This window comes from Humisphaera borealis (genome assembly GCF_015169395.1).
GTDB classification, from domain to species: domain Bacteria; phylum Planctomycetota; class Phycisphaerae; order Tepidisphaerales; family Tepidisphaeraceae; genus Humisphaera; species Humisphaera borealis.
Genome location: NZ_CP063458.1, coordinates 3,046,624 through 3,061,238, shown reverse-complemented (window position 1 = coordinate 3,061,238; position 14,615 = coordinate 3,046,624). Strand labels below are relative to the sequence as shown.

The 14,615-nt window shown below is 64.3% G+C and carries 10 protein-coding genes; 7 read left to right on the top strand and 3 right to left on the bottom strand.

The features are described from left to right. Window positions 1-1,052 precede the first annotated feature (1,052 nt). Window positions 1,053-1,871: a peptidoglycan recognition protein family protein gene (locus tag IPV69_RS11365; RefSeq protein WP_206295226.1), complete on the top strand. Its 819-nt coding sequence runs from the start codon at window positions 1,053-1,055 to the stop codon at window positions 1,869-1,871. Between the two features lie 124 nt (window positions 1,872-1,995). Here the strand turns inward: IPV69_RS11365 and IPV69_RS11360 are convergent, their stop codons facing one another. The 3 genes from IPV69_RS11360 to hisI form a co-directional block, all read right to left on the bottom strand. Continuing rightward, window positions 1,996-2,514: a hypothetical protein gene (locus IPV69_RS11360; RefSeq protein WP_206295225.1), complete on the bottom strand. Its 519-nt coding sequence runs from the start codon at window positions 2,512-2,514 to the stop codon at window positions 1,996-1,998. 89 nt (window positions 2,515-2,603) lie between these two features. Further along, complete coding sequence (locus IPV69_RS11355) at window positions 2,604-3,953, bottom strand: TrkH family potassium uptake protein (protein WP_206295224.1); 1,350 nt, start codon at window positions 3,951-3,953, stop codon at window positions 2,604-2,606. 76 nt (window positions 3,954-4,029) lie between these two features. Continuing rightward, window positions 4,030-4,419 (bottom strand): phosphoribosyl-AMP cyclohydrolase, encoded by a 390-nt coding sequence (gene hisI / locus IPV69_RS11350; protein WP_206295223.1) that lies wholly within the window; start codon window positions 4,417-4,419, stop codon window positions 4,030-4,032. A gap of 185 nt (window positions 4,420-4,604) precedes the next feature. On the opposite strand from hisI, the gene IPV69_RS11345 reads away from it, so the two are divergent. The 6 genes from IPV69_RS11345 (at window position 4,605) to IPV69_RS11320 (ending at window position 14,542) form a co-directional block, all read left to right on the top strand. Beyond that, the gene (locus tag IPV69_RS11345) at window positions 4,605-5,789 is read left to right on the top strand and encodes a phosphoglycerate kinase (protein WP_206295222.1); all 1,185 of its coding nucleotides are present in this window, start codon (window positions 4,605-4,607) and stop codon (window positions 5,787-5,789) included. A 114-nt stretch (window positions 5,790-5,903) separates the two neighbouring features. After that, on the top strand, window positions 5,904-6,269 hold the full coding sequence (locus IPV69_RS11340; RefSeq protein ID WP_206295221.1) for a hypothetical protein: 366 nt from the start codon (window positions 5,904-5,906) through the stop codon (window positions 6,267-6,269). A gap of 113 nt (window positions 6,270-6,382) precedes the next feature. After that, entirely contained in the window at window positions 6,383-7,060 is a 678-nt protein-coding gene (gene rpe, locus IPV69_RS11335) for a ribulose-phosphate 3-epimerase (RefSeq protein ID WP_206295220.1), read from the top strand. Window positions 7,061-7,356: 296 nt separating this feature from the next. Further along, window positions 7,357-9,774, top strand: coding sequence for a DUF4159 domain-containing protein (locus tag IPV69_RS11330; RefSeq protein WP_206295219.1), 2,418 nt, complete (start codon window positions 7,357-7,359; stop codon window positions 9,772-9,774). A 152-nt stretch (window positions 9,775-9,926) separates the two neighbouring features. Continuing rightward, complete coding sequence (locus tag IPV69_RS11325) at window positions 9,927-10,886, top strand: SGNH/GDSL hydrolase family protein (RefSeq protein ID WP_206295218.1); 960 nt, start codon at window positions 9,927-9,929, stop codon at window positions 10,884-10,886. 185 nt (window positions 10,887-11,071) lie between these two features. Next, complete coding sequence (locus IPV69_RS11320; RefSeq protein WP_206295217.1) at window positions 11,072-14,542, top strand: PVC-type heme-binding CxxCH protein; 3,471 nt, start codon at window positions 11,072-11,074, stop codon at window positions 14,540-14,542. Window positions 14,543-14,615 lie beyond the last annotated feature (73 nt).

The following is a 14,615-nucleotide window of genomic DNA, read 5'->3' as shown; positions in this document are numbered from 1 at the left end:
GGCTGATCGATCACTTGGGTTCGTTCGGCAATGTCGCGCGAGAGTTGGCACGACGTAAGCAGGAACGGCGCGGTTGTGCGTGACGTTCGCTTACTGCGGGCGCGGCGCTTGAACGGGTCGCGCGATTTGGGAAGCAGGTGCTTGAAGATAAACGTCTCCTGGTGAGTGATGCATCTCGCACGGCTTGGAAAGCCGTGTCACGGACAGCGGGCTGGAAGGTCGCCTTGGGTTCGTTCGGCAGTGGAGGTGAAGGATGTGTGTTTTGAACGGCTGCCTAAAGCATCACACACCATGCACGGGCTGGAAGCCCGTGTCACTGACGGGCTCGTTCGACGGGGTCGCCTCGGGTTCGTTCGGCGACGTGGTGGGGACGCGGGCGGGACGCCCGTGCCACGCGAATCCTTGGGTTCGTTCGGCGATGCGCCGCGCGGGGCATTGGGCGTTCGGCGTTGGATGTTCGACGTTCGGCGTTCGCCCGCGCTCTCGGGTTCGTTTGGCCAGAATGCAGGGACTGAGGATAAACGTCCCTTGGTGTGTGACGCGTCTCGCACGGGCTGGAAGCCCGTGTCACTGATGGGGTCGTTCGAAGGGGTCGTAGGCGGGGTCGCCTTGGGTTCGTTTGGCGGAAGGAGGTGATTGAAGATGGACGTTTCCTAGTGTGTGACGCACCTCGCACGGCTTAGAAAGCCGTGTCACGGACAGCGGGCCGGAAGGTCGCGTCGGGTTCGTTTGGCAGCGTAGCGTTGGGTTCGTTCGGCGATCTCATGTCGGGTTCGTTTGGCGGAATGGGAGTTGGTCGACTACGGGGCGAGCGATGAGAGGCCGGGTGGGTCCGATAATGCGGGGGTTCTTCCCGGGCCTGCGGATGAAATCCGGCGGGTCTGCCTGATCCGGCTACTGGAAACGGGGCGACAAATTCGATAGAACGTTCTGTGAATACAAGGCGTACTACAACTGTTACGGACCCTGTAGAGGACTCTCTGTCGGAACTGGCCGAAGGATCGGTCGGGTTCCCTTTACCTGCAACGGTCCCCTCAACGCAGAGGCCAAGGATGGCAATGTCGCTGCGAAGGCTCCCCTGTTTCAAGTTGCTGTCTTGCGCTTCGGCGCTGTTGTCGGTGGTCGGCTGCGCGCAGCGAACGGGCCCCGTCGAGATGGTGGACCGGCATCCTCAGCCGCAGGTGACGCAGTCGCCGGCGTGGACGCCGCCCAAGCCCGGCCCGGTGCAGACCCCGCCGCAGGTGGTCAAGCCGCAGCCCAAGCCGCCGGTGGCGCAGGTTCCGGTGCCGTCGGGCGTGCCGCGGGACTGGGTGCCGACGGTGGCGTCGCGCAACTGGAAGTGGATCGTGGTGCACCACAGCGCCACGCCGGTGGGCGGGGCGGCGCGGTTTAACAAGGAACATATCGCCAAGGGCTGGGACGAGCTGGGCTATCACTTTGTGATCGGCAACGGCACCGATACCGGCAACGGCGCGATCGAGGTCGGCTCACGCTGGGCCAAGCAGAAGCAAGGTGCCCACTGCAAGACGGCGGACAACAAGTTCAACGACTTCGGCATCGGCATCTGCCTGGTGGGGAACTTCGATCAGACCCGCCCGAGCGAGGCGCAGTTGCGGTCGCTGGCGAAGCTGATCGCGTATCTCCAGCAGACGTACCATGTGTCGAACAAGGAAATCATCGGGCACGGCGACGCCAAGGCGACCGACTGCCCGGGACGCAACGTGCAGATGGCGATCATCCGGCGGATGAGCGCGGCGGCGCTGGCCGACCGGGGCGCGGTCGCCCCGGCGGATGTAGCGCCGGCATCGGTGGCCCGGACGGCATCGGCCCAGGCGGGCGGAGAGCTGATGTACGAGCCAGTGCGGAAGTAGCCGGTGCGGAAGTAGCCAGTCTGGAAGTAACTGGTCCGGAAGTAGCCGGATCGGTGGCAATATCAACGAAAACGGCATGGTCACCTTGGGTGACCATGCCGTCTGACATTCAGGGGCATCTGGTCTACCGCTTCGAAGCGGCCAGTTCCTTCAGCTTCTCCATCTCAGGGAGGGCCGTCTGGACGAACTGCTGGACGTCAGCTGGCCAGGTGGCCATGCGGTCCTTGGAGCGGGTGAGCTGGGTGATGGTTTCGCGGGCGTGGTCGAGGGTGACGCCCCAGCTTTCGGTCGCGGCGGCCATCTTCGCCATGTGGTACGACCGCCAGCCGGCTTCGTACGAGTAGTCTTTCCAGTGGGCGAAGTCGCCTTTGAAGTCGGCGGGGGCGGCGTTGGGGTCGATCTTGCCGGCGATGAGGGTCGCCTTGTCGGCCCAGGCCTTGACCTCGGCGTGGTTGGGATAGGTTTTGAGCACGTCCGCCGCGCCGTTGGTGACGGAGGGGATCAGTCCGCGGATGGCGTATTCGGGCTGGCGGGACTTGAGGGCCGCCTCGAGCTTGAGGTGGCTGAACTTGGTCTGCCAGTAAATGACATCGCAGAGGTCGCCGGAAGTGATCGCCGCATTGTCGTCGTCGTAGAGGCCCATCGTTTGTCTCCTTCTGGTGTAGGACCGAGACGTTACGCCAAGGTGAGGCAACGTACAAAGACCTGTTTCGGGCATGTGGTGACGAGAGGCTACGGAATGGTTTCGGCCTGGTCGAGCCGGCTGGCCATCCGCCAGAGGATGAGGATGGGCAGGATGCGCCCGAGGACCATCAGCAGGGACAGGAGGATGAGGGGGACGAGGACGATCGACAGGGCATCGTGGGAGAGGCCGGTGTTCGTGATGGCGCTGACGGTGACCAGCAGCAGGCGATCGGGCGGAAGCTGCGGGGCGGCCCAGAGCATGCCGGCGTAGCCGACGGCGACGAGCAGCGCAAAGCCCATCGCCCAGAACAGCGCGAAGCCGCACTCGACGGGCAGGCGTTCGCCCTGGCTGCCACGTCGGGCACCGCGGCCGAGCAGGAAGAGGGTGGTGAGCTTCAGCCCGCCGGCCGTCCCCGCCGGCCCGCCGCCGACGGCCATCAGCAGGATCAGCACCCACGACGCGGCCTTGGGCAGCGCGGCGACGGTGGCCGGCTCAAAGGGCATGCCCAGCGATCGGCTGTTGAGCGACAGGACGGACGCTTCTACAACGATGCTGCGGACGGACCGCCATTCGGTTGGCGTGAGCCCGCCGTTACGGAACGCCGAGCCGATCATGCCGACGAAGCGTTCGTCGAACATCAGCAGCAGGGCAAAGCCGGCGACGTAGACGCAGGCGACCAGCGTGAGCACCAGGCGGGTGTGGTAGCGCAACTCGGCGGAGCGGCCGGTGAGACGGTCGTAGAGGTCAATCAGCACCGGCACACCCAGCCCGCCGATCACCGCCAGCGGCAGGAGGATGGCCTGGGTCTGCCAGGCGTCGGCGCGGGGCAGGCGGTTCCAGCAGACGCCGGAATTGCCGACGGCGCTGGCGGAGGTGAGGAAGGCGTCGAGCCAGGGAAGGCGGGCGGCGCCGTCGACTTCGAGGGGAGAGTAGGTCAGCAGCAGGGGGATGCCGCCGAGGATCGTGCCCCCCAGAACAGTGACGGTCGCGGCGAGCACGACGGGTTTGGCGTTCCGCCGGACACCCAGGAGTCGGCAGGCCGGCAGGCCCGCGGCGACGAGCGTGAGCCAGGACGCACCGACGGTTAAGACCAGCAGCGTCGCCGGCATGAGCTGACTGTCGGCGGCGGCGAAGGTGCTTTCGCGGAGGTCCTGCCGCAGGCCGGTGAGGGTGACGGCACTGACCGACGCGAAGACGGCGCGGTCGGGATTGAGCGGGTTGCCCTGGTCGGACCCGGGCTGCCGCATGAGGTAGAAGCCGAGGACGAACAATGCAAAAAGCCCCAGGCCGAGCCAGGCGAGGATCTCGCGGTCATACCCGCGGTCCACTGTGCCCATCGGCAGCGCCGGCAGTGGTTCGTCGGCAAGGAAGTTGTCCTGCTCGCGATGGCTGGGCATGGGTGTGGTGGCCAGGGAAGGGACGACACGGACATGAGTACATGTCCATGCCACCGGACGACGATGCACCAGGCGACTATTTTCCGTAGACCTTCTTCGGGTCGAACAGCCGTTCGCCGACGATGGTCCATTCTTCCTTGCCCTGCTCGTACGTGCGGAAGAAGCAGCTTTGGTAGCCTTCGTGGCAGGCTGCGCCGTGCTGCTCGACCTTGACCAGGACGACGTCCTTGTCGCAGTCGGTGCTGATCGACTTGACGTCTTGCACGTGTCCGCTGCTTTCGCCCTTGAGCCAGAGTTTGTTACGGCTTCGGCTGAAGAAGTGGGTTTTGCCGGTTTCGACCGTCTTGGCGAGCGAGTCCTTGTTCATCCAGGCCATCATCAGTACCTGGCCGGTCTGGTGATCCTGGATGATGGCGGGGATCAGGCCGTTGGAATCGTACTTGAGGTTTTCGAGGGTGGCGTCCATTGGGAGAGGAGTTGTCGCTTACCGGTCGCCGCAGGTCAACGACCCGCGAGAGTCTAGCTCGGCGTTCGTGTTTCGCTTCGGACTGGCTACTGCGATCTTAGGCGTATTGACACGCCCCCTCCCACCCCTACCATCCCCGCTTGCCGCGGCACGCCGCGGCTTTACTCTTCAGGAGACTGCTCACCATGGCTAAAAAAACCGTTGCAGATATCGATGTTCGCGGCAAAAAGGTGCTCGTTCGCGTGGATTTCAATGTCCCGATCGAAGGCGGCAAGATCACCGATGACCGCCGGATTGCCCAGGCTCTTCCGACGATTAAGAAGCTGGTCGAGGGTGGCGGCCGGGTGATCCTGATGTCGCACCTGGGCCGGCCCAAGGGCGGACCGGAAGAGAAGTTCTCGCTCAAGCCGACGGCCGTCCGCCTGGGCGAACTGCTCGGTAAGCCGGTCGGCTTCACCGCCGACTGCATCGGCCTGGACGCCGAGAAAGCGGTCGCCGCGTTGAACGACGGCGACGTGCTCGTGCTGGAGAACCTCCGCTTCCGTAAGGACGAAGAGAAGAACGATCCCAACTTCGCCGCCAGCCTGGCCAAGTACGGCGACGTCTACGTGAATGACGCCTTCGGCACCGCCCACCGCGAACACGCCAGCACGTTCGGCGTGCCGCAGCTCATGCAGGGCAAGCCGCGGGTCATCGGGTACCTGATCCAGAAGGAACTCAAGTTCCTTGGCGAAGCCGTCACCAAGCCGGTCCGGCCGTTCGTGGCGATCCTCGGTGGGGCGAAGGTGTCCGACAAGATCCAGGTCATCGAGAACCTGCTGAGCAAGGCCGATACGCTGTTGATCGGCGGCGCGATGGCTTACACGTTCTTCCTGGCGCAGGGCAAGGAAGTCGGCAAGTCGCTGGTCGAGCGAGACAAGGTCGAACTGGCCAAGGGCCTGCTCGAGAAGGCCGCCGGCAAGATCAAGCTGCCGGTCGATACTGTCGTGTCGGACAAGATGACCGACGACGCCGTGACCAAGGTGGTCGAGGGGAACATCCCCGCCGACCTGGAAGGCTTCGACATCGGCCCGAAGACGATCGAGCTGTACAAGGCTGAGATTGCCAAGTCCAAGACGGTCATCTGGAACGGGCCGATGGGCGTGTTCGAAAAGAAGCCCTTCGTCGCCGGCACCAAGGCGATCGCCGAGGCGGTCGCCGCGGCGACACAGAGCAACGGCGCGACGACGATCATCGGCGGCGGCGACTCGGCCGCGGCGATCGAGAAGTTCGGCCTGGCCGAGAAGGTCAGCCACGTCAGCACCGGCGGCGGGGCGTCGCTGGAATTCCTGGAAGTCGGACACTTCGCCACGCTGGACATCCTCGACTAGCGCGTGCAATCTACAGTAATTGGAAACCGACGACGGGAGGGTGACCCATCACCCTCCCGTGCGTTGGTTCCAAGGGACTCAATGGGCGGGCTTGGAAGTACAAGGGAAGCAGATATGACCATGACCCAACGACCGATCGGCGATGCCGCCAACGACCCGCAGCCGATCGAGGGACTCGAACGCATTCAACCGCTGCTGGGCCGCTGGGCCGGCGGTATGGCGTCGCTCTGGACCTACAGCATCTCACACGGCAAGCTCGTCCTGCGACTGGCACGACCGACCGTGCGCGGCAACCTCCACCTGATCTGCTACGACTGCCGTCGCATCAGCGCACCGACCGTCTGGGGCGGCATCAACATTCAGGTGGCCGCCGAGGACACCCCCGAGGGCCGGCGCTACGTCATTCGCGACGATAGCAACAAGGTCGAAATCCGCTGCGGCGTGCTGACGGCGCAGGAGAATGTCGAGCCGATCTACTAATCCGCGAATGTAGGGTCCGCCTCGGCGGAAGCGACTATCGCCTTACCTGGGTCGTTCTACCTATTGTCGTCCTCGCTACATCAGCCCTCGCGTCCGCCAAGGCGGACCCTACGATGACTTCCGACCCATTCCAACACCACACTCCCCTGATCGCCCCGTCGATCCTCTCCGCCGATTTTGCCAAACTCGGTGCTGAGATCGACGACGTGCTGTCCGGCGGGGGCGACTTTCTGCACCTGGACGTCATGGACGGCCATTTCGTGCCGAACATCAGTTTTGGCCCGCCGATCATCAAATCGACCCGGCGGCATACCAAGACGTTCCTTGACGCCCATTTGATGATTTCCGAGCCGCTGCGGTATGCCAAGGCCATGGTGGATGCCGGCGCCGATCTGCTGACCTACCACGTGGAGGCGGTCAATGATGTCGCGGCGACCGCCAGAGAGATCCGTAAGTTGGGCTGCCGGGTGGGTATCACGCTGAATCCTGCCACACCGATTGAGACGGTCTTTCCTGCACTGGATGCCGTCGATCTGGTGTTGATCATGAGCGTCGTGCCGGGCTTTTCGGGTCAGAAGTTCATGCCCGAGGTGCTCGCCAAGGCGGAGACCGTCAAACGCCGCCTGCGGGCGGACCAGCGGCTCGAGATCGACGGCGGGGTGAACGCCGACACGATCCGTTCCTGCCTGAATGCCGGGGTCGACTGGTTTGTTGTTGCCAGCGCGATCTTCGACAAACCCGATCGTGCCGACGCGATTGCCCACCTTCGGTCACGGATGGCGGGGGCCTGACGACCGACGAGCGGTCGTTGAATCGCCAAATCCCGGCCGTTTTTTTCAACACACCCCCGTGGTGCAGTGATATCTTTATCAGGCGCGTTACTATTGCACACGCACTGACCGTTCTGTGCAGGTGGTACCCATTTCCGTCCGTGTCGAACCGACTTGCCGAGGCGATCCCCGTCGGGCATCGCCATCCCGGAGGACCGCATTCGGCGTTGTTAGCCGAAGGCTCTGTTAGAGGCCGAACGATGATCCGTCACGCCCGCTTCTCACGCTGTCTGTTAGTGTTCGGATGCCTCCCGGCAATGCTGCTGGGTAGTTTTTCCACTTCGGCGGCGACGCCGGAGCAGGTCGACGCCGCTCTGAGGAAGAGCAAGGAGTACATGTACTCCAAGATGGACAAGGTCAAATACTGGGAGGAAGTCCCGGTAATGGACGAGAAGGCCGGCAGTCACTCGACTTCGGGCCGACAATGGGGCGGACTGACGGCGATCTCTGTTTATGCCCTGCTGGCGTCCGGTGAGAAGCACCTGGACCCCAAGCTCAACCCCGCGGTCGAGTGGATCAAGAAACAGCGTATCATCGGCAATTACGCGTTGGGGCTTCGCGCCCAACTCTGGACCTTCCTTCCGCCCACGCCCGAAGTCAAACAGCTCGCGATGAAGGATCGCGACTATCTTTACAAGGGGATGCACCGCAATCCCCTGCCCAAGGCCGGCGACAAAGACCGCATTGGTTTCTATCCCTACTGGTTCAATGACGACCGGACCAAGATGCAGCCCGGCGACAAGTGGTGGGACTTGTCCATCAGCCAGTATGGCGTGCTCGGCATGTGGGCCTGTGAACAGGTCGATGGCGTGGAAGTGCCGATCGACTACTGGGCCGAAACCGACAAGGCCTGGAAGGCCGCCATGTACACCGACGCCGAAAACAAGGGCGGCTGGGCCTATCGCCGCGGGGCCGGCGCTGGAAACGAACTCAAGCCCGGCGATACGCACGAGATGGTCAAACCCACCATGACCGCTGCCGGCGTCGCCACACTGTTCATCACCCAGGATTATCTTCTGCAGTACAGCAACTTCGGCTTCTGCAAGGGCGGCGCCAACAACATGCATCTGGAGGCCGGTCTGGCCTGGATGGACAAGAACGTTGGCAAGCTGCTCGGAGGCGGCCAGTTCTACGGCATGTACGGCGTCGAACGAATCGGTGTCGCCAGCGGCAAGAAATATTTCGGCACGGTCGACTGGTACAACGTCGGCGCCGACTACCTCGTCAAGGCTCAGGCGGCCGACGGCTCGTGGGGCGGTTCAATTCCCAACACCTGCTTTGCGATGCTGTTCCTAGCCCGCGGCCGATCGCCGGTCATCATGAACAAGCTCGAGTACTCCCTGAACGACCCGGCGAACGCCAAGATCAACCTGCCCTGGGCCCAGCGCCCGCGCGATGTGGCCAACTTCTCGCGGTTTGCCGGCAAGATGAGCGAGCAGTACTTCAACTGGCAGGTGGTGAACCTGCGTGTCTCGCCGGACGACCTGCACGACGCCCCGATCCTCTACGTGTCCGGCTCGAAGAAGCTCGACTTCACCGATGCCGAGATAGCCAAGCTTCGCGAGTACACCGCCGCCGGCGGACTGATTCTCTTCAACGCCGACTGTGCCGACGAGGAGTTCGTCAAGTCGATCGTCGGTCCGACCGGCATCGGCAAGAAGCTCTTCCCCAAGTACGAGTTCCGCGAACTGCCCGCCGCCCACCCCATCTACGTCGATCAGGTCTACCAGGCTCGCAACTGGAAGACCAAGCCGAAGGTGCTGGCAGTCTCGAACGGCGTGCGTGAAATGGCGATCCTGATTCCCGACGCCGACGTGGGCCGCGCCTGGCAGACCCGCGCCGAAAAGACCAAGGAAGAGGCGTACCAGCTCGGGATGAACATCTTCTACTACGCCGCCGAGAAGGGGAACGTCCGCTACCGTGGCGCGACGCACGTTGTTAAGGCCGACCCCAAGATCAAGCCGACCGTCAACGTGAAGGTCGCCCGCATCATGGTCGGCGACAACCCCGACCCCGAGCCTTGGGGCTGGCAGCGGCTGTCGGCGATCCTGCACAATCAGGCTGGCGTGGGCGTGAAGGTCGAACCGGTCAAGCCCGGCGAAAAGAAGCTGGTGTCCGGCCCGACCGGATTCCAGATGGCCCACCTGACGGGCACCGGAAACTTCACCATGAGCGCCCCGCAGCGCGACGAGATCAAGGCGTTCGTCAACGGTGGCGGCACGCTGGTGGTCGATGCCGCCGGCGGAGACGCGGCGTTTGCCGACGCGGCCGAAAAGGAACTGGCCGCGATTTTCGGCGGCGACGCCAGCGCGATCGGCCCGATCATCGCCCCCGACGAACGCGTCTACGAGTGGGCCGCCCCGTTCAAGATCGCGAAGTTCGACTACCGCAAGTACACCCGCGGCAAGTTGAGCGGGAAGCTGAATGTGCCCCGCATCCGCGCGATCGAACGGGCCGGCAAGCAGCGCGTTTTCTACAGCCGCGAAGACATCAGTGCCGGCATGCTCGGCCAGCCCTGCGACGGCATTCTCGGCTATGAACCCGAGACCGCGACGGCGATCATGCGGAACATCGTCCTGTACGTTGCGTACAACGGCCGCCCGCCGCGCCCCACGACGAGCCCGGCCACCGCCCCGACGGCCAATCCAGCGGCACCGGCCGCCGCGGCTCAGTAGAGGCGAGGGATATCAGAAGCGCTCCGCTTCCTGGCGGCCCGGAGCCCTGGCAGCCTGCTTATTCGGGTGCCTTTCCCATCCCCGAGAGGCGGGGATCCGGTGTCGATCGTTCCGGTCGCGTAACATTCTTCCACCCCTTGAGTACTTTCAGCATGACTCTCTCGTCACGACAGTCCGTTGTCAGACTTCCCGTCGCCGCCGTTCTTGCCCTCCTCCTGATGGCGGCAAGACCTGCCACGGCGGCTACCGATCCCCTGGACCTTAAAGACGGCGATCGCGTCGTCTTCGTCGGCGGCACGCTCATTGAGCGGGAAGGCCAGCTGGGCTTCATCGAAGCCGCCCTCACCGCCCGCTTTGCCGACCGCAACATCACGTTTCGCAACCTCGGTCAGAGCGGCGACACCGTGCTGGCCGATGCCCGCAACCTTAACGCCGGCTGGGCCAACTTCGGGCCGCCGGAGCAGGGCTTTAACCGCCTGAAGAAGCTCATCGGCGAGATCAAACCGACCGTCGTCATCGCCAACTACGGCATGACCGAGTCCTTCGAAGGCCCGGCGAAGCTGGCGGAGTTCACCGGCGGGTACAATCGCCTGTTGGAGATGGTCGCGACCGAATCGGGTTCCAAGCCCCGATTGATCATCCTGTCGCCCAACTACCACGAAGACCTCGGCAAGCCCAACCCCGACCCGACCAAGCACAACGACAGCCTGAAGCTGTTCCGCGACGCGACGAAAGAGCTTGCGGCGAAGCACTCGGCCCGGTTCGTCGATCTCTACTCTCTGACGGAAAAGATCGCGACCAAGGATTCACCCCAGAACATCACCGACAACGGCATTCACCCGTCGCCGGAAGGCTATCGCCGCCTGGCGGCCGAACTGCTCAAGGAACTCGGCATCCCGCCGAAAGCTGCGCTGAGCGGTGAAAAGTTTGAAAAGCTGCGCACACTCATCGTGGACAAGAACTGGCAGTACTTCCATTACTGGCGGCCGCAGAACGACACCTACATCCTCGGCGTCCGCAAGAAGGAACAGGGCCGCAATGCGGTCGAGATGCCGATGTTCCTGCCGCTCGTCGAGCAGCGCGAGAAAGAAATCGCCGCGGCGAGGAACTGATTGCTGCCGCCTCTCCCCTGTACTCGGGGGAGAGCGTGAGCTGCCGAGCGTCATTAAGGATTGTTCGAAGATCGGTCTTCGGCTTTCAGCGGAAACCCGCCGTTCGGCCCCTCACCCCGGCCCTCTCCCCCGAGTACAGGGGAGAGGCAGTATGCCACCCGATTCGTCCATCAACACCGCTTATCATGATCCTTAAGAACACCATCCGCTCCGCCGCTGTTGCCCTTGCTCTCGCCAGTGGCGTCGCCCACGCACAGCGATCCAACTCAAACGCCCCGCCCAACGACCCGGCAACGGAGCTAAAGGCATTCAAGGTCGCCGAAGGCTTCGAAGCCAACCTTTTTGCCGCCGAACCGATGCTGCTCAAGCCGATCGGCATCACCTTCGACGCCAAAGGCCGGCTCTGGGTCGCCGGCTCGCCGACGTATCCGCAGATCAAGCCCGGCGACGCCCCGCAGGACAAGATTTACGTCCTGGAAGACACCGACGGCGACGGCAAGGCCGACAAATCAACCGTCTTCGCCGAAGGCCTCTTCATCGCGACAGCCGTCGAGATGGCCGACGACGGCGGCGTCTACGTCGCCAACAGCACCGAGATTCTCCACCTGAAAGACACCGACGGCGACGGCAAGGCCGATACGCGAAAGGTCGTCCTTTCCGGCTTCGGCACCGAAGACACCCATCACGTCATCCACGCGTTCCGCTGGGACTACGGCGGGCGGTTGAACTTCCTCCAGGGCATTTACATCGGCAGCCGGGTCGAAACCCCGCGTGGCACGAAAGTGGGTCTGGCCAGCACGCTCTGGCAGTTCCGCCCCGACTCGATGAACCTCAACATTTACTGCCAAGGCCTGGTCAATCCTTGGGGCGTGACTTGGGACCGCTACGGGCAGATGTTCCTGACCGATGGTGCCGGCGGCGAAGGCGTGAACTTCGCCCCGCCCGGTGCGCAGTTCACCGCCGCCTACGAAGCCAAGCGCATCCTCAAGGGTCTGAATCCCGGCAGCCCGAAATTCTGCGGCGCGGAGATCATCAGCAGCCGTCATTTCCCCGCTGACTGGCAGGGGGACCTCATCACCAACGATTTCCGCGCCAACCGCACCGTGCGGTTCAAGCTGTCCGAAGACGGCTCCGGCTTTTCGGCCAAGCTGATGACTGATGTCATCACGTCGGCCGACCGCGCCTACCGCCCGATCGACCTCAAGATGGGTCCCGACGGCGCGCTCTACATCGCCGACTGGTACAACCCGATCATCAACCACGGCGAGGTCGATTTCCGCGACCCGCGCCGCGACAAAGTGCATGGCCGTATCTGGCGAGTGACAGCCAAAGGCGGCCCTGCGGTCGCCAAGCCGGTCATTGCAGGTGCTGGCGCGACAAGTCTGATCGGGCTACTTGCTGCTCCGGAGCAGTGGACGCGCCTTCAGGCCAAGATCGCGCTGCGAAGGGAGATCGCGCCGAAGGAGGCGGTTCTCGAGCTTGGCAAGCATGTGAAGACACTTCTTGGGGCGCGGGAAACTGCTGCAGCGGCCGCGAACGCGCTCGCTCCGCTGACCGGGGATGACCTGCTCCTGGAGTACCTCTGGACCTACGAAACGCTGGACGTCGTCGAGCCGACGCTGCTCGCCACGCTGCTTGATTCGAAAACGTCTCAGGTCCGCGCCGCCGCCGTCCGTGTGGCCGGTCACTGGGCGGATCGACTTCCCTCGGCGATCGACCAGATCACCAAAGGCACGACCGACGACTTCCCGCGCGTCCGACTCGAAGCGGTCCGCGCACTGGCCGACATCGGCAAGGCGACCGGCAACCCGGCCGTCGTGCCAGTGGCCCTTGGCGTACTGGCCAAGCCGGTCGATCCGGTGATCGATTTTGCGATGAGCCAGATCCTGGGCGATCTCAAAGACGTCTGGCTTCCCGCCGCCACTAGTGGCAGCCTGAAGTTCGCCAGCCCCGATCATCTCAACTACGCGTTGAAGGCCGTTCAGAGCGGCGACGCGCTGAAGAAGATCGTTGCCGACCTGAAGGCAGGCAAGCTCGCCCCGGCGGCATCGAAGGACGCTTTCGACCTGATCGCCGCCCTGGGCACACCGGCCGATTTGTCGCTGCTCCTGGACCAGGCGGTCGATGCTAAGGCGTCGCCGGCGATGCGACTGGAAGCGTCAGCGGCGTTGGAACGGGCGGCGAAACAGCGCAAGGCCAAGCCCGACGGCCCGACCCCGGCGCGAGTCCGCAAGCTGCTCGCCGACAATTCGCCGGCACTGCAGGAATACGGCGCCCGGCTCGCCGGCTTGTACAAGGCCGCCGACGCCAAGGCCGTGCTGGAAGCCAAGCTGTCTTCCGCCGATACGGCCAATTCCGTGCGTGCCGCCGCCGCGGTGGCGATCGCCGACTTTGGCGCGGAATCGGGTGCCACGCTTCAGAAGTACGCGGCAGCCGGTCAGCCCTCGGCCGTCCGATCCGCAGCGATTGCCGGTCTGGCTTCGCTCGATGCCAAAGGGGCGGCGGTTGTCGCGGCCGACTACCTCACCGGCGCCAAGTCGTCCGATGATCCTTCCCAGGTGCTTGGCGCGTTCCTGAAGCGTGAAGGCGGCGTGCAGGCGCTCGCCGCCGTACTGAAAGGCAAGACCCTTCCCGCCGACACCGCCAAGCTCGCCCTGCGATATGTCCAAGGCGTTGGTGTCGATCTCGGCGAGCTGGGCGAAGTCATCCGAACCTCGGCTGGTGCCAGCGGCGGCGGGCCGGTCCAACTGACCGCCGACGAAATGAAGCGCACCGCCGACGAGGCGATGAAGCTCGGCGACGCCGCCCGCGGCGAGCTGGTCTACCGATCGAAATCCGCCGGCTGCGTGCAGTGCCACATGATCGGCGGTGTCGGCGGGCCGCTCGCGCCCGACATTCGCGCCATCGGCGCCAGCTCGCCGGTGGACTACATCATCGATTCCATCCTGATCCCCGCCAAGGCCGTCAAGGACGGCTACGCCGCCACCAGCGTCAGCACGAAGGACGGCGACCTGATCCAGGGCATCAAGGTGCGGGAGGACAGCAAGGAACTCATCCTCCGCGACAACGCCCGCGATGAGATCCCGGTCAGCCTGGCGGACATCAAGAAGCGCGTCGAAGGCGGCTCGCTCATGCCCGCCGGCCTGGCGGACGGACTGACCCGGCAGGAGTTCCTGGACCTGGTGCGATTCCTGTCAGAGCTCGGCAAGCCAGGCCCGTTCAGCGTGCCAACCGAGCCGGTCGTCCGGCGTTGGCGTCTGCTCGATCCGACGCCCGCTGCCCTGGCCAAAACCGGAGCGACGCCGCCCAGCGATGGCGATGTTGCGGGTTGGTTCGCGCTCTACGGCAAGGTCAACGGCGATCTACCGATCGCCGACCTGCTGCCGGCCGCGAGCGAGAAGGTCGCGTTCATTCGGTTCGAGCTGGACGTGGCTGCTGCCGGTGAGGTGAAGCTGTCGGCCAACTCGGCTGTGGGACTGAGCCTGTTTGCCGGCGGCAAGCCGGTTGCGGGAACCGGCAACACCTACGCGTTTGCCGCGCCCAAGGGCGTGGCGACCGTCACCGTTCGGGTTGATCTGGCCACGCGGGGCGAAGAGCCTTTGCGGCTGGTAGTCGCCGAGGGCTCGACCCGGGCCACGCCGGTCGTCGGGCGGTAGCTATGATCTGGGGTGGCCAACCCACCTGCCATCCTGAGCTACGCCGTAGGACCTCGTAACGAAGGCGGACAGC